Source organism: Bifidobacterium catenulatum PV20-2, from assembly GCF_000800455.1.
Taxonomy (GTDB): Bacteria; Actinomycetota; Actinomycetes; order Actinomycetales; family Bifidobacteriaceae; genus Bifidobacterium; species Bifidobacterium kashiwanohense_A.
On sequence record NZ_CP007456.1, the window covers coordinates 1,237,943 to 1,258,015 of the forward strand.

The window sequence follows — 20,073 nt, forward strand, 5'->3', positions numbered from 1 at the left end:
ACTCGCCTGAAATTTAGGGAAGAACAGCAAGGTAGGAGGTTGGCTCTTGGCTCTTCTGGATGACGTCAAAAGCGAGCTGTCCGCAATCGACAATGAATTGCCAATCGCCAAAAAGGCGCAAGCTACGGCAATGATTCGGTTCGGCAATGGTTTGCACTCGGTGGATCACCACATTCTTGTGCAGGTGCAGCTCGACTCCCAAGATGCGGCCACTTGGCTGCAAGACACCATCAAGAACCTGTATGGTCACGAAGCCACGCTCACTCCTGTCTCTAGGCAGACGCCGACCGGTACGGTGCAGCGTTATGTGATTCGCGTGCCGAAGGGCAGTGCGGCACTTGTGTTGCAGACCGGTCTATACAGCCGCTACACGAAGAATATGGTGCTTGGTCTGCCGAGCGATATCATCAATGGCAAGATCGCTCAGATCAAAGCCGCATGGCGTGGTGCGTTCCTTGCGAACGGCCGTCTGTCCGACCCGGGCAAGGCCAGCTATCTCGAGATCGTATGTCCGAACCACGAGGCCGCTTTGGCCTTAGTTTCCACCGCACGCCGCTTGGGCATTACCGCCAAGCCACGTAAGCTGCGCAGCTCCGAGCGCGTGACCCTGCGCGACCCTGATGCCATCGAACGCATGCTCATCCTTATGGGTGCCCCGCGTTCAGCACGCGAATGGACTGGAAAGCGTTCCGACGGCGAAGCACGGGGCAAAGCGAACCGTTTGGCCAACTTCGACGACGCCAACATGCGCCGCAGCGCCAAGGCGGCCGCGGAAGCATGCGATAAGGTGCGTCAGGCATTTGAGATCCTCGGCGACGATGTTCCCGATAACCTCAAGTCCGCGGGCCAGCTCCGTCTCGATCATGCGGATGCGTCGCTGGAACAGCTGGGACGTTTGGCCGATCCTCCTATTACCAAGGATGCCATCGCCGGTCGTATTCGTCGACTGCTGCAGCTCGCCGAAAAAACCGAGAAGGCGCGCCGACAGTCGGTCTGATTAAGCTTTTTTACACGAAACACCATGACTGTTTTCGAACAGCATGGTGTTTTTGTTCGTTTGAGCTTGTATTATTCGTAAATGGCAATATGGCCATTCCACGCTTACAAGCGGCTAGGAAAGGATATACATGAAGACACTCAAGGATCTTGGAGATCTCAAGGGCAAGCGCGTTCTCGTTCGCGCTGATTTCAACGTTCCGCTGGACGGCACCACGATTACCGATGACGGTCGTATCAAGGCCGCCCTGCCGACCATCAAAGCCCTGCGCGAAGAAGGCGCAAAAGTCATTCTGATGGCCCACCTCGGCCGCCCGAAGGGCAAGGTCGTTCCGGAACTGTCCCTCGCTCCGGTCGCCGCTCGTCTTGGCGAACTGCTCGGCATTGAGGTTCCGCTGGCTGAAGACACCTACGGCGAAGATGCTCAGGCCAAGGTCGCCGCAATGAACGATGGCGATGTCGTGCTGCTGCAGAACGTGCGCTACAACCCGGAAGAAACCAGCAAGGATCCGGAGGAGCGTTCCGCTTACGCCAAGAAGATCGCAGCCCTCGGTGAAGCATTCGTGTCCGACGGCTTCGGCGTCGTGCACCGTGCGCAGGGCTCCAACTACGACGTTGCAGCTGATCTGCCGGCAGCCGCCGGCCTGCTGGTCGAGAAGGAAGTCAAGGCTCTGTCCCGCGCCACCGTCGAACCGGAGCGCCCGCTGACCGTCGTGCTTGGCGGTTCCAAGGTTTCCGACAAACTCGGCGTAATCGAGAACCTGCTTGACAAGGCCAACCGTCTGGTCATCGGCGGCGGCATGGTCTACACCTTCCTCAAGGCCAAGGGCCTCGAGGTCGGCACCTCCCTGCTGGAAGAGGATCAGGTCGAAACCGTCAAGGGCTACATCGAGCGTGCCGAACAGAACGGCGTCGAGCTCGTGCTGCCGACCGACATCGTGGTGAACCCGGTCTTCCCGAAGTCCGACGAGGACATCGCTCCGGAAGTCGTGGCAGCCGACGCCATTCCGGCTGACAAGATGGGTCTGGATATCGGTCCGGATTCCCAGAAGCTCTTCCACGACAAGATTGTGGATTCCAAGACCGTCGTGTGGAACGGCCCGATGGGCGTGTTCGAGGTTCCGGCATTCGCAGCCGGCACCGAAGCCGTGGCCCAGGGCTTGGTCGACGCCACCACGGCTGGCGCGTTCACCATCGTCGGTGGCGGTGACTCCGCCTCCGCAGTGCGCAACCTCGGCTTCCCGGAGGATGGCTTCTCGCACATCTCCACCGGTGGCGGCGCTTCCCTCGAGTTCCTCGAAGGCAAGGAACTGCCGGGCCTGAAGGTGCTCGACTGATTATTTGACACATAATCTGGAGGTGCTCCCTTATCGACAAAGGTGGGGAGCACCTCTTGTTGTCAACAGCGCGAAACGCGACACATAAACACTGAACGGAAACAAGAACGGAGGCAGGCAAACACATGGTATCACAACGAATTCCACTGGTCGCCGGCAATTGGAAGATGAACTTCGATCATCTTGAAGCCACCTATTTCGTTCAGCAGCTTGCATGGAATCTCCGTGACATTCATTTCGACTACCGTCATTGCGAAATCGCGTTGATGCCCTCCTTCACCTCATTACGTAGCGTTCAGGTGTTGGTCGAATCCGACAATTTAAAGATTCGCTATGGCGCACAGGCTGTTTCCGTAACGTCGCAGGGTGCATTCACTGGTGACGTATCCGCAGATATGATCGCCCATCTCGGCTGCTCATATGTGATTGTCGGCCATTCTGAACGCCGCAAATACCATCCGGAAGACGATGCGAACATCGTGGATCAAGTGCGTGCGGTTTTGGCTGCAGGCATGCAACCGATTCTTTGCGTCGGCGAAAGCTATGAGGAACGACGCAAGGGCATCGAACTCGATTTCGCCGTGGGACAGGTACATGACGTCACACGCGATCTTTCCGACGAGGAAGCATCACGTCTGATTGTGGCATATGAACCGGTGTGGGCCATCGGCACCGGAATGGTAGCGACTCCGCAATCCGCGCAGGATGCTGCCAAGGCGATTCGAGACGATTTGTCCACAACCTTTGGCTCGCATGTAGGTGAGACCGTGCGTATTCTATATGGAGGTTCCGTTTCTTCGAAAAATGCCGTGGAACTGATCGGCGAGCCTGATGTGGACGGATTCCTTATCGGTGGTGCCGCGCTGAATGTGGATGAGCTCACCAGAATCTGCCAGCTCACCATAAAAGCAACTTTGTGACGCCACGTTTTTAAAGCAAATATTTCAAGGTGTGGTCAATACTCAATTTTCTCAATACCTTGCGCTATCGTTAACAACAGTGTTTACGAACTGGAGGTTCACTCGTGTCCGCTATGGCCATCGTTAAGCTTGTGCTGCAGATTGTTCTCGTTATTTTCAGCCTCTTGCTCACCCTGCTGATTCTGATGCACAAGGGCAAGGGCGGTGGCCTCTCCGATATGTTCGGAGGCGGCCTCACCCAGAATGCGGGTTCCTCTGGCGTCGCCGAAAAGAATCTGAACCGTTGGACCGTCATCATCGCACTGCTATGGGTGGCCATCATCATCGCCCTCGGTTTGATGACGAAGTTCAGCCTCATCTGATTGACTTTGTCACTTCGGCCCATGACTGGATACGGTCATGGGCCGAAGTGTTTTTATCGTAGTATTGGCTGCAACATATGAGCGAAGGATTGATTTGACGCCTTTGAAAATCGAGAAAAACCAAGAAACCACGATGGTCGTTGCGGATTTGGATGGCACGCTGCTGCATGACGGCGAAACGTTCGAGGAACGTTTCCTGACGCAATATTCCATCGATGTGATCAATCGCATGCACGACAATGGCATCGTTTTCGCTGTGGAAACGGCACGTCCGGTCAGCACAGGCTTTTCGTTCGTGGAAAAACTGCCTGTCGACGCCGTCGCTTATCTCAACGGTGCGTTGATAGATTTCAATCCGGCATCATCGAATTATGAAATGCTTACTTCGCCGACGCTGCCGGAAGACGGCCATCTTAAGAAAATCGGTTTTTCATCGAAACGCGCCTGCGAAGTCTGCAAAAATCTATTAGCTGAGCTACCTGGCATGGAAGTCGGCATCGTCATGGATGACGTGCGGTACACCAATTTCGATGTCTCCAAATACTGGAAGACGCAGACTTGGCGATACACTGACTTCGACGATGTTCCTGAAGGTATCGCCGATAAGCTCATTATCTTCCCTAACGATGAGCAGTGGAATCAGGTCGGTTCTCTTGTGCCCAGCGACTTTGACGTTCACATCTCTGAGGGATCGCTGTGGATGTTGATGAATCCCCAAGCCAACAAGGAACATGCATTGAATCTGCTGGCAGAACATTTTGAGACGCCAATGAGCAAAACCATCTCATTCGGTGATGATTTGGTCGACATTGCCATGCTATGCAAATCCGGAAGGGGAGTGGCGGTGGCGAACGCTAACCCGGATGTGTTGAACATCGCAGATGAAATCTGCCCATCCAATAACGATGACGGTGTGGCACAGTGGATTGAAGATAATCTGCTGTGATGTCTCGTGATGTTCAAGAATTACATGAGTTGAACTTCATGAATTGAACTTTTGTTGCAAAGGGATACGAAATGGTTACATTTGATATTGAACTTCTGCGATTTCAATGGGTAGCTTGTGCTAGGATTTGAACTAGTGTTTGATGAGAATTGAACTGAAAGGACTGGTATGACGGAATCATTCTCCAGCCGGTTGAACGTTGCGATGGCGTTCCGCAATGTCAAACAAATTGATTTTGTGCATGCGGCTGAGAAGTTCAATATCAAACTTGGCAAAAGTCATATGAGTCAGTACGTGAGCGGCAAAACCGTGCCACGTGCCGATATCGCCCATTTCCTTGCGGCTTTTCTGCAGGTCAATGAGGACTGGCTGATGGGAAAGGACGTTCCCATGGAGCAGAACGCCGTCATCTTGCCTGAAATCGAGTCTGATGAAACCCAACCTGATAGCAATTCTGCATCAGCGCAACCAACAGAAGGAAAGACCATGCGTACCTTTACGAAATCCCATAAGCTCGACAATGTGCTCTACGACGTTCGTGGTCCGGTGGCGGACGAGGCGGCACGCATGGAAGCAGCGGGAACGCATATTCTGAAACTCAATATCGGCAATCCTGCGCCATTCGGGTTCCGGACTCCGGATGAAGTTGTGTATGATATGGCGCAGCAGCTCCCTGAGACCGAAGGATATTCACCGTCCAAGGGTCTGTTCTCGGCGCGCAAGGCCATCATGCAGTATGCACAGCTCAAGAATATTCCGAACGTCTCCATCGACGATATCTTTACTGGCAATGGCGTCAGCGAGCTCATCAATCTGTCGCTGTCCGCATTGCTGGACAACGGCGACGAAGTGCTGGTGCCTTCGCCGGACTATCCTCTGTGGACAGCCTGTGTGAATTTGGCTGGCGGCACCGCCGTGCATTATATCTGTGATGAGGAATCCGAATGGTATCCCGATATCGACGATATCCGCTCTAAAATCACGGATAAGACCAAGGCAATTGTCATCATCAATCCAAATAATCCGACCGGAGCGCTTTATCCGAAAGAACTGTTGCAGCAGATTGTCGATATTGCCCGGGAACATCAGCTCATTATTTTCTCCGATGAGATTTATGATCGTCTAGTCATGGATGGGTTGGAGCATATTTCCATCGCATCGCTGGCTCCGGACCTGTTCTGTGTGACGTTCTCCGGTCTGTCGAAGTCGCATATGATTGCCGGATACCGCATTGGATGGATGATACTTTCCGGCAACAAGCGTATTGCAAAGGATTACATCGAGGGCTTGAACATGCTGGCGAACATGCGTATGTGCTCGAATGTCCCCGCTCAGTCGGTGGTGCAGACCGCTTTGGGTGGGCATCAGAGCGTCAAGGACTACATCAAACCAGGTGGCCGCGTGTACGAGCAGCGCGAACTGGTCTATCAGATGCTCAATGAAATTCCCGGCGTTACCGCAGTTAAACCGAAAGCGGCGTTCTATATCTTCCCGAAGCTGGATGTCAAAAAGTTCAATATTCACTCCGATGAGCAGTTCGCATTGGATCTGCTGCATGACAAGCATATTCTGATCAGTCATGGCGGTGCGTTCAATTGGCAGAATCCAGATCATTTCAGAGTGGTATATCTGCCGCGTATCACGATGCTGAAGGAAACCATAAGTGAGATCGCTGATTTCTTGAGCACATATCATCAGGCATAATGGCCTTGGTTGCTCGAAGAACATTCATGGGGTGAAGCGTGCGCAGTATCGCGACACTCCACCCCAAAATATTTATAGTCACATTGACCATAAATGGGGTTACGATGGCTCTGGCCTTAGGGTCGAGCAATCGTTCCGTCGTGAATTCGCAACGATCATACCCTCTCTGGGGGTACCGATTTGCTCCTGTCGCCATCATTGTGATTCGGCAGGAGCCTTTTGTTTTCAACGGGTTGCACCTGCCGGCGATGTGGCGTGCCAGGAGCATCGAGGTCAGCGCTGCCACCAACGATGCACCTTTGCCCTCGTTCGTGTTCGTGTCGTCGTTGTTGACGATGTCGTACAGCGTGTCGTCGAGCAGTTCGGCCGGCGGCATGCCCAGGGTGACGGCCGCGGCCGCGATGGCGTTGAGGTCCCATGCGGCGTCGAGGTTCATTCTGGCCGATATGGTGGCCTTGGTCACGCCGGCCGCCTCGCACAGGGCCTGCTGTTCGAGTTCTTCCTTGGCCAGGTGCAGGCGCACGTTCCATGCGGCGACCTCACGCAGGTGCTCTCCCAGTTCGACGGCCTGTGTCCTTGCCGTGGTGTTGCCGGTCATATCCGTTCCTTTCGCTCGCGTGCCCTTGGGGGCTTGTGCGCACCATGCTATGGGCGGCGCGCTTGGTTGCGCAATACGACCGCCTCCCCGGTTCGGTCTGGTCGAACTGGGCCGGGAAAAACATGGAAAACGAAAGCGCTCCGCACCGTGTTGGCGCTTGGTGCGGGGCTGATCGACAACCTTGGGCGGGATTCCGAGCGATTCAAGTGACAAGAGTCCCGGGATTCGCCCTCCATTGAAAGAGAGTTATCGCAATGACCAATCCTACCATCGCTTCCGCCCCGCGTGCGGCGGGAGCCATGAAAACCATCCCGTCGCTGCGCGTGCGGATCGCCCGCGCGCACCTGCTGGCGGTGCTGCTGCATCCCGCGCGCTCGTCGCGCCGTCGCCGCCGGAGCGCCTGAGATGGGCCGGGCTGTGGCGGCGGTGGCCGTCGTCGCAATCGTCGTGTGTCTGCTGGCGGTGTGGGCGTTGTGCCGCGCGGCCGCGTTGGGCGACCGCATCGGCGAACGGCTCCATGATGCCAGGGGTCGCGAGGAGGATGCGCGATGAGCGGGCCGGCGGAGCAGTGGGCGTGGCAGTTGCAGGACGAGCGGCTGAGCCTGTCGGAGAAGTTCGTGTTGGTGCATCTGGCGCGAAGGGCGTATTACGACGACGGGTGCGGCGCGTGGCCGTCGGTCAACACCATCGCGGCACATTGCCATTGCACGCGCCGTTCCGTGCTGCGCGCGTTGAAACGTTTGCAGGAGCTGGGCTACTTGCGCGAGGGCGACCAAGAGCTGGCCGCGCGCAATCCCCGCAGCCACGAACCCATCCCCAGGGGCCATCGCTCCAAGGTATGGGACGTGGTGATGAAGGGCGCGCGGACCGAGCCGGAGGACATCACCGATCCCGGCGAGACCAGCGCGGGCAAGGGTGTTCCGGCGAAGCCTAGTGCGGCCGGACCATCGCGGAGCAAGGAGTGCGCGCGGGGTGACATGGTGTCACCTGACGCAGTGTCACCTGACACAATGTCACTCCAGGGCGATTCCGACGGTGGGGTGACATCCTGTCCGAAGAGAGGTGACGTCATGTCACCCAATAGACAAGTGATAACCAATGCTCCCCTTGTCCCCTACGGGGACATTCCCCTCGCCGGGGAACAACCCGAAGAGGAACGAAGCGAGCATGATGCCCCGGATTGGCGTCTGGCGCTGCCACCTCGGGGAGTGCGCGACCCATTGTGGACGCCAGGGGCGGAGGATGCGGACGAGCGGGTGCGTTCCCGGGCCTTGCAGGAGGTTCGCGTGCTGACGCTGATCCATGACCGTGTGGCGGCCATCGACCCGAAGGCAGCCAGGCCGGCGTCGATGCGAGACCGACGCAAGGTCCACGAGCTGCTGATGGAACGCTCTCTGACGGAGGTCGAGACGATCCTTGATTGGGCGTATGGCAATCCGCGCTGGATCTCATGGCTGGTGGACGGCACGATGGTCGAACGCTACTTCGCGCAGGTCAGCCTCGACATGCGCACCAAGCGGGCACGAGGTCCGCAGCATTCCGCCGGTCACGCCTCCGCTACCGAACGCACGCTGGCCCATGATCCAGACCGGCCGGTGGCGGTTAGTTCGGGCTTGGCCTAGCGGGTGCCGGTCTACGGCGGCGGCATCCTGTCGATCGCATTGTGCCAGGCGCACCTCGACGGCGAAACCAAGCAGGCAGAGTGTCCGGTGTGCGCCTACGACCGGCACAACCAAGCCACCCACGCCATCGGCCTAGAGAAAACCGGCCGTGCCGAAGACAAGGAATCCCACGGGGAGGCCAGGCCATGACCGGTATGGCGGATGCCGCGCCCCGTTCGCCGGAGGCGTGGAAGAGCATGGGATGCTGCGCGAATTTCCCGCAGCCGTGGGCCGACCTGATGTGGGGTCTGGAGTTCGAGGACACGCATCCCTTGGCCCGCGTGTTCCGGCAGGCGGGCGCGTCGGTATGCGAGCACGACTGCCCGGTGAGGGCCGAATGCCTGGCCTACGCCGGTGCCGCCGGCTTGGAATGGGGCTTGTACGGCGGCCGCTCGTGCACCGACCGCCGTCAGATCGCCCGCCTGGCGGAGGCCGACGGCGTGCCCTGCCGCGACCGCACGGTGCCCTGGGTCCGCCGCTGGGGCCTGTTCGTCGACTGGATCCAAGCCCATCCCGAGGTCTTCGACACGGCCCGGGACAAGGCCAGCATGGAACGCGGGCAACGCCGATGGCGCGCCGCAGGCCGCGCCCAGCCCGGAGACGGGCCACATGACCGTCAAACCATCATGCAAGCAGACAATCAAACAATCCGACAACCAAGCAATCAAACAATCAACCATGCCGACGATCCGGCGAATGGTCCCGAATCCAAGGAGGAAGCATCATGCGAGTAGCGTTGGCGAACGCAAAGGGCGGGGTGGCCAAAACCACCAGCTGCATCTATCTGGCCGCCGTGCTGGCCCGGCGCGGCATCAAGGTGGCAGTCTACGACGCGGACCCGCAGTCCAGCGCCAGCCTATGGGCGGCCGCCGCCGAACAGGCGGGAGACCTGCTACCATTCGACGTGCTGCCGGCCAACATGGCCACCCTCGCCCACCTGGGCGGCGCCCCGGCCACAAAGGAATGGTCGATCATCGACGCCCCTCCGCAAGGCCCGCTGCTCGACAAGACGCTGGCCGTGGCCGATTTCGTCATCCTACCCACCTCGGACTCGCCGATGGACCTCCAGCAGGCATGGGACACGCTCGACCGCGCCCGACATGCCACCAGGGCAGCCCTGCTGCCGGTGCGCGTCGAGGCGAACACCAACGCCTGGGCCCAGACCCTAGCCACGTTGGAGCAAACCGACACCGCGCGCTTCGACACCTTCATCGCCAAACGACAACCGATCAAGACCTCGCTCGGCATGAACCCCAAACAACTGTACGAATACCGGGAACTGGCCGACGAACTGACGCGCATCGCCAAGGAGGAACTGGCATGAAAGGCAACTACCAGCCACTGCCCCGACCCGTGCCCTTCGACAAAGTCCTCGACCAACAGGCCGAAGACAAACAACCCACCGGGAAGAACAACGCCGGCGAACCGCTGGTCATGCTCTCCCTGCGCCTGCCCGTCCGGCTGAAGAACCGCCTCAAAATCGCCGCCGCCGAACACGGCACGCCATGCAACAGATCCTGCGCCACGCCATCGAACACGAACTCGACCGACTCGCCAGCAACGACTGAATAAGGGACACCGTACATGCCGAGATGCGAGGATTGAGGAATTGATAGTTGCTATGGTAAAATCCAACTAAATTTGATGGAACACCTGACATGCCAAGGTGGTTCCGAAGCAGGAAGGCCTTAGAGCATTGGTGATTTGAGCAGTGGTGGATTGCATGAGGAGAGATTCCGCGTGTTCTGCGCATTATCGCGCGTATCTGCCATTGTACCAATCGCAATGCCTGATTCGATGAAGTTCTCGTTAGCATAGCGACTTTCGGTGCCGTCACGAGGACTGCTTTCTGAATGCAGCTTGGCAATAAATGACACAGTCCGCCACTTTTCGATAGTCACAGTTTGATTAATGCGCCTTATCGAAAGAGGCTTCCATGAGTCAGATATTGACACTAACCGATATTTCCTACTGCTATCCGGGCGCGCCGGAACCATTGTTCGAACATCTGTCCGCGACATTCGCGGCCGGCTGGGCCGCAGTGCTGGGAGACAATGGCATTGGCAAGACCACACTGGCCAAACTCGCCTGCGGCATGCTTTCCCCCGATTCGGGGACAGTCTCGCCGAACCCGTGCAAGATGGCAGTCGCCTACTGTCCGCAACGTACTGATGAAACGCCTACGAATCTGGATGATTTCGCGGCGGATTGGACGGGCGAGACCATCGCCATCCGCGACGCGCTGAACATCGGCGACGATTGGGCATACCGATACGAGACTCTCTCTGGAGGCGAAGCCAAGCGGCTGCAAATCGCTTGTGCGCTGGCCGGCGATCCCGACGTGCTGGTGTTGGACGAGCCAACCAATCATGTGGACGGCAGGACGCGCCAAGCCATCACGCAGGCGATGCGTCGGTTCGATGGCATAGGCATCGTGATCTCCCATGATGTCGAACTGATCGACGCGACGTGTTCGCGCTGCGTGATGCTGGAGCGCCGACATGCGCGTGGGCGTAACATCACGGCGGCGAACACCTATCAGGGTGGATATACCCAGGCCGCGCAGCAGATGCGCGACAATCAACGTGCCGATACGGCCGCCATACAGTCCACTCGAAAGGAGCTGCAACGCATGCAGCGCATCAAGCGGGAGCGGGCGCAGCGTGCGCGCGAACTGGATATGCGGAAGAATCAGGGAATGCGCATCGATATCAAGGACATCGACGCTCGCAAAGCCCTGAAAAATCTGAAACCGGCTATCGGCACCACTGTCGCACAGACAAGCGCGTAATTCGACGGGCGTATCGCCGCCGCCACCGACAGACTTGCTCACCTCAGCGAAGCGGCCAAACGCTACGACGGCACCATCTGGATGAACGTCATGCCGAGCTCACGCAGGGAATTGACGCGCATCCCCAACGACCACGCCATCGCGGACCAACCCGATATGCTGAGCATCGGCCCGCGCGACCGCATCGGCATCAGCGGTCCAAATGGCAGCGGTAAAACCGCATTGATACGACGATTGATCGAAGCGCTGGAGCGTGATGAAGCGCAGCGGCATTCGGAGAGAATGCCATATCTCTATATTCCCCAAAATTCCAGCGACATGGATACCGCCAACGCAATGAACCGCTTGCATGCTTTGACGGACGAGCAACGCGCCATTGTGCTCAGCGCCTACGCCCAACTTAACGCCGACCCCGACAGACTGCTCGCCGGCGGCAATCCCTCGCCAGGCGAACTACGCAAACTTCTGTTGTGCCTCGGCATGATTGAACAGCCACAGCTCATCATCATGGATGAGCCGACCAACCACCTCGACCTGCACTCCAAACAGGCACTTGCTAATACGCTATCCTCCTATGCGGGCGCATTGGTCGCAGTCAGCCATGACGAATGGTTTCTGAATGCCGTCACATCGATTCGATGGCGATGCGCGTCATGACGCTATCTATGAGTTTACGTTCCTTCGTAAGACTTGGATATCGGCAAGACGCATTCCTTTTCGTATGAAGCTGTATCGATGGCAATGACCGAGCAAGAGGACACCAGTATGACACGACCGATTATGCCGCGAGCACATGGCAAAAAACTTCACATGGAGGCGAACATGGCTCATGTTCCTTCGGCCATCGCAATCACGGCGATGCGACCGGAGGAATATCCGTTGCTCGTCGAGTTCCTGTATCAGGCGATTCATGTATCGCCGGGAACCCCGGCACCGGACAGGAGCGTTGTCGAGCTGCCGGAATTGCGGCGATATATCGAGGGATTCGGACGGCCCGACGATGCCTGCATGGTTGCTCGCGCCGGACTACCGAACGGTCCGCAAATCGTGGGTGCCGCATGGGCCAGAATCTTCCCGAACAACTCCGCAGGCTACGGTACCATCGACACGGCAACGCCGGAAGTCTCCATATCCTTGCTTCCCGACTGGCGGAACCGAGGCATAGGGCACCGCCTGATGACGGCGTTACTGGACCGACTGCGAACCGATGGTCACGCCGCAGCCAGCCTCTCGGTCCAGCGCACCAACGCCAACGCCCTCCATCTCTACGAGTCGCTTGGCTTCACCATCATTAGCGAACACGACGGTGAACTGGTCATGCGCGTGGCTCTCGCGGATTGAGGCAGTGTCCCACACATCATCCGCATGGAGCCAGTGCGTAAGCCACCCACTGTGATATGTGCGGCTGCAAGTCCCGCATTCATACAAGCAAACAATCTGACATACAGATGCAGTCTATTCCTTATTATGTTTTCGGCTTTGCTCTTGATAAGAGCCAGCACCACATCCATCCTCGATGAATGTGGGCAGGCTTTCGCAATGTGCCACATGACGCAACGTGTAGTCGGCGTGAACCGCACCACCGCGCAGGTGTTCACGCATGAAGCTCACGAATGATACGACCTCGAAAAGCTTTTTGGGAGGCTCGTTCCCAATCTTGTCCTCAGTGTGCAGCCTGTCAGTCTGAAGTCAGCTTTCAACTGGCAAATGTTCAAAGAGACGGGCTAGCGCAGTGGATAGATCCGCTCCTTCGAAAGCAAAAGTCGCAGCAGCACGTGTCTGCTTGTCCGCGTTGAAGGCAAGCGAGACACCGACGGCTTTGAACAGCGGTAGGTCAGAACGACTGTCACCAATAGCGATGCAATTCGAAGCTTCAACTCCCAAGCATTCACATTGCTGCCTCATGAATGTTACTTTGGTTTGTTCATCGGCATATGCCGCTGTTTTACCAATAAACACGCCATCCTTGACAGCAAGTTCTGGACCGCACCATGCTTCAAATCCAAATCTCTGCGCAAGGCTCTCGGAAACGACTGTCCAAGCGCAGGATGCGAGGACTGGCTTGATTCCCCTCGACTTGCATTCCGCAACGGACTGTGCGATTCCTTGCACAAGCGGGAGATCGTTCAACCATCCGTGAATTTCACTTACCCGATGGCCAGTGTATCCACGAGCATCAATATCGCATACCGTGTCATTTCCGATCTCACCGCGTGCGTATCGATCCTCTGCATCTCGCATCCTGTCGCCGGTACCCAACCGGTCCGCAATAAATGCGCCAGAGCTAATGCCGTATGTGAGCGTTCCGTCGATATCAAAAAATGCAATTCCCGCCATTCATCCCTCTTCATTTACTGGTTCAGCCCGAACCTCCCAGCCGGTAACTAAGCCAATAGCGTATCAAAAGGCACACATATCAGAAAAGAAAGGCAGATAGTCCCATTAAACCGTTTCATGCGATTGCAGTTGTCCGCCGCTGGCTACGGCTGGCAGGGGGAAGCTGGGAAAGGCGTCCCGGCGGAAGGCCCGCCGGTGCGTTCTTCTTCCAGGGACAAGGAAGGATGCGGGCGGCCGTGAATGGTCGCCCGCATTTTCCGTATCCGTGTGAAACGGGAGGGAGCGCATCATGGGGCGCTTTCGACTGAAAGGACGGATACGTATGTCAGGTGGGAAGAAGAGCAGGCGCACGATGCTGATGGCTGCCCTGACCGCAGGGGCGTTGGCCTTGGGATATCTGGCGCCAGCCGCGTTCGCCGAGGGCGGTGGTGGCGGTTCCGGCGGGCAGGTTCCATCGCAGACCGCCGACGCGCATTGGATCTACAAGGATTCCTGGCCCGTCACTCTGGAGGGCATGAAGCAGGCGATACGTGATTCGGGCACCACCCTGTCTTCCGATTTGGAGGATGGGTCGAATCAGTTCGTGGATATGAATGCCATCCTTGCCGACGCGATCTCGGAGTGCAAGGCCTCATACACCGGGGAGGGTGACGCGGAATGCCGGATGGTCGCTGTCGGCTACGCGCGCCTCGGCAACGGCGTGTTCAGCGGTTCCTATGTCAGTTCGAACGCGCGTCAGCGTTGGGAGTCCCAATGGGCCGCCGAAGGGCGCGGCACCTACCAGTACCAAGGCCAGTCGTACACGACCGGCACCACGTGGACCGATCGGCTTGGCGTGCGTTCGGTGGATAGCCTGGTGCAGGATTCCATCAACGCCAATCCCGATGCCTCGTTCCGTGTGGTCGTGCTGGCCAAGAACCAGCCGCCCGTCGATTATCCGTTGACCGTCACCACCTCGCACCGCCAGCAGACCGACATGCAGGTCGGCTCGACCACGCCGGTCGGCGACACCATCCACGCGAACAACGGCGGCTCGTCGATCAAGGAGACCCTGCACGGCACCGCGATCGTGCACTACGATGGCGGCCCCTACACGCCGACGGGCAGCGTGAGCAAGCCGATCAGCTTCGCCAACAGCGGCGACACCGTGATCGACAACCTGGCCTCGCCGGGTGATTTCGGCATGGATTCCTAGGCCGAGGGCACATATTGGATCGACATCCAAGTGCCCAGGCAGGGAAGCATGCAGGCGGCCGTGGACACCACGGACCGGGATCCGGCGGAGACCTGGAAGGTCAGCGCCGTGCCGCCGGCCGATCCGGTCAAAAGCATCGAGGAAGGCGTCAGCGCCGACCGAATGACCAACCGCACCACCATCACGTATGGGACCGGCCGGGGCGGTTACGAGCTGAGTTTCAGGGACGTGATCGAACCCAACGGCGTCGATTACACGGTGGACGGCTTCACGCTCGTGGACGCCACCGACAACAATCGCGATGTCTCCAACGAGTTCGAGATCGGTTGGGACCGCGCATCGAACACGGTCAGCGCGGTCCGTTCGGCCGACAAGGGCATGATGCCGTTCGACCACGAGTATGTGTTCGGCTTCGATGTGACCGTCAGCCTGCCATCCGATTACCAGAACATCAGCGACCATGCGTGGGGCAAGTGGAACCAGCTGCCCGAGGCCGACGCGGGAGAACGCGAGTTCGACACCTGGCGTCCCAATCCCGACAAAAGCTGGATCATGCTCGACACTAATGGCAAGTGGCAGGCCGTGATCGACCCCGACCGCACCAACCAGACCGGCGGCGACGGCAAGGTGTTCCTCGACGGAGACCGCGTGGCCTCCGTGGTCAACGGCACCGTGCCGGCGAACCTGATCCAGGCTCCGCAGACGCTCACCTTGGTCGATGATTGGACAGCCGCCGATTACCTGTTCGACGCCGATGAAGCGGCGAACGTCCGAGTGTACGAGGCGGACGCGGGCACCGATCGTGCCAGCAGCGTGAGCGACATCGCCAACCGTGGCCGTGACATCACCGACCAGTGGGACATCACGATCGATGGCACCGTGGTCACCGCCACGACCAAGGCCTCCTACCTGACCGGGTTGAAGGACTTGGAGAAGGCCAGGCAGATCACGATGCTCGTGCCCGGCCGCGCGAACTACGCCAACGGGGCCGGGGCGGGCCAGGTGCGCGATGACTTCGGCATCGAAGCGGACGACGAGATCACGTTCTGCACCGCCGGCAAGAACGGCGCGGAGCTGACCAACGCCGGCTCGCAGACCATCAACACCCACACTGTCGAGACCAACGAGCCGAAGGTCTGCGGTTACGTGCCGCCCGTGGTCAAAGATGTGGTCGGGGAATCCTCCCAAGGCGGCGGCCAGGACAGCGTGGACGGCAAGATCGTCTTCCCCGGCCAGCGTCTCGAATACCGTCTGGAGACCCAGCCGCATTTGCCCGACAGTCTTGCCTACACCATTGTCGAGGTGGCGGTCACCGACACGTATGACGAGCACTTCCAGCCGGACAAGCAGACCCTGGAGGTCACCGACCTGACCACCGGCAAGTTCATCCCCAAGAGCCAGTACCGCAGCGAGTGGAACGACGCGAACCATGCCGTGCGTCTCGTGTTCGCCGACGACTATGTGCGGGCGAACTGGCTGGCGGGCACGAATCCCAGAATCATCATCAGATTCGAGGGCGTCGTGGCCGAAGACGCTCCGGCCGACACCGTGGTTGACAACCAGGGGGCGTTGACCTTGAACAACTCGGTCACACCAAGCAACAAGGTGTGGAACGATCCGCCCGACTTCCAGCCGGGCAAGGAGGACACCCAGGCCGACCCGTCCATTTCGATCGACGGCAAGACCGCGTTGCTTGGAGACCGCATCTACTATCGGATCGACCTCGACGCCAAGCAGACGAACCATGCCTACAAGGTGTGGCGGCTGGGCATGGTCGATGACTGGGACGACGAATACCTCGAACTCGACGAGAGCCACATCACCGTGACTGACAAGGCCAACGGCAGGGATGTGACCGACCGGTTCAACATCCAGGCCATCGACGGCGTGGCATACGTGTTCGCCAAAACCGTTGACACCGAGGTTCCGGCGACGGGAGAGACCATCAAGGGCGACCCCCAGCCAGCCGATCTCAAGATCTACGCCGCACTTGGCGACAAGGACCACGACCCGTTGAAGGACCCGGCCATCGACCAGTCGCTTCTGGGCACCTCGTATGAGGTCACGCTGCCGATGACCGTCATCAAGGTCACCGACGATTACGTGGTCACGAACACGGCCACCCAGCTGGTCAACGACGTGCGCAAGGACACCAACCAGGTTTCCAACCCCTTGAAGCCGATCAACCCGGCCAAGGATGTCGTGGTCAAGGTGGACGGGCAGAGCGTGGATGGCAAGAGCATCTATCTCAACAGCCTGTTCCTCTACCGGCTCGACAGCTCCACGCTGCCGCCCGACCGCGCCTACCCGCAGGTCTCCGACTGGTCCATCAGCGACCCGCTCGACACCCGGTACGACAAGTTCACCGGCCAATGGGCCGTCTACGCCGCCCGCGACCTCATCAAGGACTGCGAGACCCTGGCCGAGCGGGGCGAACGCATCGCCGGCTCCGACTTCGACGCCAGCCGTTTCGGCGGAGAACTCTTCGAGCTCGCCACCGACGAGCGCGGCGTGGTCACCGTGCGTGCCACGGAGCTGATGCTTGGACTCGTGTCGGCCGACACCGAGCATGAGCAGGCGTGGACCGCGTTCATCCAATGCCAGCGCATCGCCGTGGGCGGTCCCGTGGCCAACCAGTTCACCGAGACCATCAACGGGGTCGAACGGCCCTCGAACACCGTCACCACGCACACGCCCGACATGACGCCCCGGCTCACCATCGAGAAATGGGACGAGCAATCCGGCTGGCCCGACGGCGACCGTGACACCGTTGACGAGGCGCTGAACATGAACGGGAACGACACTCGCATCGTGTTCACCATCACCAACGCATCGCCCACCGACCCTGACGCCGGAGACGGCCCTTGGTTCAAGGCGAGCGAGCTGAGCCTCACCGACCAGCTCGTCGCCGGCGACGGCCAGATCGGCGAGTTCGAGTATCCCGATGACTGGCAGACGCTGATCCTCAAGCCCGGAGACAGCGTGGAGGTCAAGGCCACCCTCAGTGGCGTGAGCGAGCATCACACCGACCGCGCCATCGTCACCGGTGTGCCGCTCGTCCAATGCGTCGTCTCCGACCCCGACCCCTTCGACGGCAAAGACGAGGAGAAACTGCCCGAGGACGCGGTGGAGATCGACGGGCGAACCCTGTGCGCGGACACCACCGTGACCAGCAACACCGACGACTGGAACGGCTACCAGCCCAAGGACAATCTGGCGACCACCGGCACCAACATCGCCGGCCTCATCGCCGTCATCCTCGTCCTCGCGCTCCTCGGCACCGGTGCAACCGCCGCGATCCGCCTCACCCGCGCCAACGGCCGCCACACCGGGCACGAGAACGACGCGAATGATGATGGCGCTGGCCGTGATGGCAGTCCCAATGGAGATGGCCCCGAGCCGGACTTCGCCCAACTCGTCACCACTATCAATCCCAAGGAGCCGCCCATGAACTAATAACAACCACCCATCTGCTGCTTAGAGCCAACTTTCGTATTCCAGTTGGCAGTTAGACGGTGATACCATGCAACTGTCCCGGCAAAACGGGGCAGTGCATACTAGGCCCGCAGGCGTAGTCCTGCGGGCCTATTTCGTCTGTTCCCCATCGGCTTTAGCCAACGTTCCCCCATGACAGCGGACTATGATTCGCTGCTTTAAGCACTGGCAAGTGAAACTCGATGCCAGGTTTCTCTCCCCACGGCACTCTAGCTAAATCGGTTATGTTGCCTGGCCATTCAGGCACCTTATTACTAGAACTGAGATCAAACAAAGTGAAAGCGAATGGCGGTATCCTGATACATGCCATTTTGCAGCACGTGTAATCCGCAAATATGGGAACCATCCATCCGGTGAACAGCTTTTGTTCACGCAGGTTATCGACTATAAACATATGGAGTCTGTATCGCTGGGGGAAAACAGTGCTCTCCCTATCCAAGAGATAGTCCTTACAGTCATGCATATCACCAGCTGATACACAGAAGTTCGACATCACCTGCTTCACAAATGCAAGAGGCATGAGCCTATCTGTCTTGAAATGAATGGATTTATCCCCTTTCTGAAAGTCAGAGACAAGGATTTGCTGTCCAGTTGCACGATAGAACTCACTGAATGGCTTGACGTAGTTTTGACCAAGATAACTATTGCATGAGCTGCAAATCGTCTTGAATCCTTGACCTCTTTGCAATTGCCGATACTTCAGGCCTTCCATGTCATCCTGCCCGGTCAAGCTGCTCTTCACGGCGTCAACGCCTGAATAGAGCTTCACCGTGTGATCATTACCCACAGATTGAGGAGGGATGTGTTCAAAGCTCAGCGGCCCTTCTTTACCGCAGATTCGGCAAATGTCATCTGCCATTTCACGTCATCTCCAAACGTTATTGCCACAGGCCGAGGAATGCTGCGGCAATGAAATCGAGAAGCGCAGCACCGACCAGAATCAATGCATATAGGTTGAAATAACTGCGCATCAATTTAAGTTTTGCAACATGAAGTTTCTCGTTTGTTGATTCAAAGTATTCCATCGATCCCGACACGACTTTTTCTATCGCAGGAAAGACCGCGCCAATGATGGCGAGCGACGAAGTCACGAGTGTAGCCTTTGCGCCGTCTTGCAGAATGGTGAATGAGAGAATCCCCACACCAATAGCTAATCCGATGGCGATGATTGCGTACCATGCTGCTGCTTTCCGAAGGGAGACTCGATCGGCTTCGTCTAGTTCTTCCCAGTTTGAAGCAGCGCCGAGAGATTGCTTAATCCAAAGATCATTCTGCTGCTGGTCGTTATTTTGCATTCTTTTCCCTTTCCCGGGCATCTTTTGGCGAATACTATAGCGTCTTGATTTACCTATTTCTGTAAGTATGCTGAACGAATGCTGTGTGAATTTGTCCGCCGCTGATTCCACGGGACTGCACGAGGATGGCCGTATGCGTAGGCATGGCGGTGGGCCGTGCCGTTCCTGTGCGGAGGAGTGCGGCTGTGGATTTGATGAACCAGGTGCTGGAGTTGTTCGTGAAGTTCGCGACGATTGGCGGTGGCTTGTGGCTGGTGTGGGGCGCGGTGACATTCGGTGGTGGTTTGAAGGATCATAACGGGCCGCAGACGCAGTCGGGCCTGTGGCAGATCGTGGGCGGCGGCATGATTATCGCGGCGGCGCAGATCTTCAGCGCCGTGGCGTTGGGCTGAGCCGGCTTGAGGCATCGGGGATCCCGGGATGGAGGATTTCATCG

Annotated in this window: 18 protein-coding genes and 3 pseudogenes; 16 read left to right on the forward strand and 5 right to left on the reverse strand. The window is 58.2% G+C overall.

The features are described from left to right. Positions 1 to 46 precede the first annotated feature (46 nt). The 6 genes from whiA to AH68_RS05505 all read left to right on the forward strand — a co-directional run bounded on the left by whiA (position 47) and on the right by AH68_RS05505 (position 6,265). Positions 47 to 997, forward strand: coding sequence for a DNA-binding protein WhiA (gene whiA, locus AH68_RS05480; RefSeq protein ID WP_033501849.1), 951 nt, complete (start codon positions 47 to 49; stop codon positions 995 to 997). Positions 998 to 1,127: 130 nt separating this feature from the next. Further along, entirely contained in the window at positions 1,128 to 2,333 is a 1,206-nt protein-coding gene (locus AH68_RS05485) for a phosphoglycerate kinase (protein WP_039198356.1), read from the forward strand. A 125-nt stretch (positions 2,334 to 2,458) separates the two neighbouring features. Next, a complete protein-coding gene (tpiA, locus tag AH68_RS05490) occupies positions 2,459 to 3,253 on the forward strand; it encodes a triose-phosphate isomerase (protein ID WP_039198358.1) in 795 nt (264 codons plus the stop codon). A gap of 113 nt (positions 3,254 to 3,366) precedes the next feature. Then, positions 3,367 to 3,615, forward strand: a complete 249-nt coding sequence (gene secG / locus AH68_RS05495) for a preprotein translocase subunit SecG (RefSeq protein ID WP_033501852.1) — start codon at positions 3,367 to 3,369, stop codon at positions 3,613 to 3,615. Between the two features lie 133 nt (positions 3,616 to 3,748). Then, entirely contained in the window at positions 3,749 to 4,561 is an 813-nt protein-coding gene (locus AH68_RS05500; protein ID WP_052189255.1) for an HAD family hydrolase, read from the forward strand. A 168-nt stretch (positions 4,562 to 4,729) separates the two neighbouring features. Next, complete coding sequence (locus AH68_RS05505) at positions 4,730 to 6,265, forward strand: aminotransferase class I/II-fold pyridoxal phosphate-dependent enzyme (RefSeq protein WP_081995886.1); 1,536 nt, start codon at positions 4,730 to 4,732, stop codon at positions 6,263 to 6,265. Here AH68_RS05505 and AH68_RS10100 read toward each other — a convergent pair. Next, positions 6,201 to 6,863 carry a hypothetical protein gene (locus tag AH68_RS10100; RefSeq protein WP_052189167.1) on the reverse strand — a complete coding sequence of 221 codons (663 nt, stop codon included), beginning with the start codon at positions 6,861 to 6,863 and terminating at the stop codon, positions 6,201 to 6,203. The genes AH68_RS05505 and AH68_RS10100 overlap by 65 nt on opposite strands. Before the next feature lie 254 nt (positions 6,864 to 7,117). Between AH68_RS10100 and AH68_RS10885 the strand changes: the two genes are divergently transcribed. The 6 genes and pseudogenes from AH68_RS10885 to AH68_RS05535 all read left to right on the forward strand — a co-directional run bounded on the left by AH68_RS10885 (position 7,118) and on the right by AH68_RS05535 (position 10,096). Beyond that, entirely contained in the window at positions 7,118 to 7,267 is a 150-nt protein-coding gene (locus AH68_RS10885; protein WP_014484172.1) for a hypothetical protein, read from the forward strand. Between the two features lie 144 nt (positions 7,268 to 7,411). Beyond that, a pseudogene (locus AH68_RS11000) lies at positions 7,412 to 7,564 on the forward strand (helix-turn-helix domain-containing protein); the annotation flags it as partial. Between the two features lie 369 nt (positions 7,565 to 7,933). Beyond that, positions 7,934 to 8,485 carry a hypothetical protein gene (locus tag AH68_RS11005; protein ID WP_236682484.1) on the forward strand — a complete coding sequence of 184 codons (552 nt, stop codon included), beginning with the start codon at positions 7,934 to 7,936 and terminating at the stop codon, positions 8,483 to 8,485. 185 nt (positions 8,486 to 8,670) lie between these two features. Continuing rightward, positions 8,671 to 9,258, forward strand: a complete 588-nt coding sequence (locus tag AH68_RS05525; RefSeq protein ID WP_039198364.1) for a WhiB family transcriptional regulator — start codon at positions 8,671 to 8,673, stop codon at positions 9,256 to 9,258. Next, positions 9,249 to 9,848 (forward strand): ParA family protein, encoded by a 600-nt coding sequence (locus tag AH68_RS05530; protein ID WP_039198366.1) that lies wholly within the window; start codon positions 9,249 to 9,251, stop codon positions 9,846 to 9,848. Before AH68_RS05525 ends, AH68_RS05530 begins: the two co-directional genes overlap by 10 nt. Further along, positions 9,845 to 10,096 (forward strand): hypothetical protein, encoded by a 252-nt coding sequence (locus AH68_RS05535; RefSeq protein ID WP_015439131.1) that lies wholly within the window; start codon positions 9,845 to 9,847, stop codon positions 10,094 to 10,096. The genes AH68_RS05530 and AH68_RS05535 overlap by 4 nt, the downstream gene beginning before the upstream one ends. Positions 10,097 to 10,212: 116 nt before the next feature. Here the strand turns inward: AH68_RS05535 and AH68_RS10585 are convergent, their stop codons facing one another. Then, on the reverse strand, positions 10,213 to 10,425 hold the full coding sequence (locus AH68_RS10585; protein WP_144245710.1) for a hypothetical protein: 213 nt from the start codon (positions 10,423 to 10,425) through the stop codon (positions 10,213 to 10,215). A 35-nt stretch (positions 10,426 to 10,460) separates the two neighbouring features. Here AH68_RS10585 and AH68_RS11340 point away from each other — a divergent pair. Next, positions 10,461 to 11,972 (forward strand): annotated as a pseudogene (locus AH68_RS11340) (ATP-binding cassette domain-containing protein). A 165-nt stretch (positions 11,973 to 12,137) separates the two neighbouring features. Continuing rightward, on the forward strand, positions 12,138 to 12,656 hold the full coding sequence (locus AH68_RS05545) for a GNAT family N-acetyltransferase (protein WP_012577972.1): 519 nt from the start codon (positions 12,138 to 12,140) through the stop codon (positions 12,654 to 12,656). Between the two features lie 348 nt (positions 12,657 to 13,004). On the opposite strand, the gene AH68_RS05550 is transcribed toward AH68_RS05545, so the two are convergent. Next, positions 13,005 to 13,652, reverse strand: a complete 648-nt coding sequence (locus AH68_RS05550) for an HAD family hydrolase (RefSeq protein ID WP_003832791.1) — start codon at positions 13,650 to 13,652, stop codon at positions 13,005 to 13,007. A 322-nt stretch (positions 13,653 to 13,974) separates the two neighbouring features. Between AH68_RS05550 and AH68_RS05555 the strand changes: the two are divergent. After that, positions 13,975 to 18,303: pseudogene (locus AH68_RS05555) on the forward strand (LPXTG cell wall anchor domain-containing protein). A gap of 154 nt (positions 18,304 to 18,457) precedes the next feature. On the opposite strand, the gene AH68_RS05560 reads toward AH68_RS05555, so the two are convergent. Both AH68_RS05560 and AH68_RS05565 read right to left on the reverse strand, forming a co-directional pair. Further along, complete coding sequence (locus tag AH68_RS05560) at positions 18,458 to 19,201, reverse strand: hypothetical protein (protein ID WP_052189168.1); 744 nt, start codon at positions 19,199 to 19,201, stop codon at positions 18,458 to 18,460. Positions 19,202 to 19,220: 19 nt separating this feature from the next. Next, positions 19,221 to 19,637 (reverse strand): hypothetical protein, encoded by a 417-nt coding sequence (locus AH68_RS05565; RefSeq protein WP_014484997.1) that lies wholly within the window; start codon positions 19,635 to 19,637, stop codon positions 19,221 to 19,223. Positions 19,638 to 19,822: 185 nt separating this feature from the next. Here AH68_RS05565 and AH68_RS05570 point away from each other — a divergent pair, with 185 nt between their 5' ends. Further along, complete coding sequence (locus AH68_RS05570) at positions 19,823 to 20,029, forward strand: hypothetical protein (protein ID WP_016462535.1); 207 nt, start codon at positions 19,823 to 19,825, stop codon at positions 20,027 to 20,029. Positions 20,030 to 20,073 lie beyond the last annotated feature (44 nt).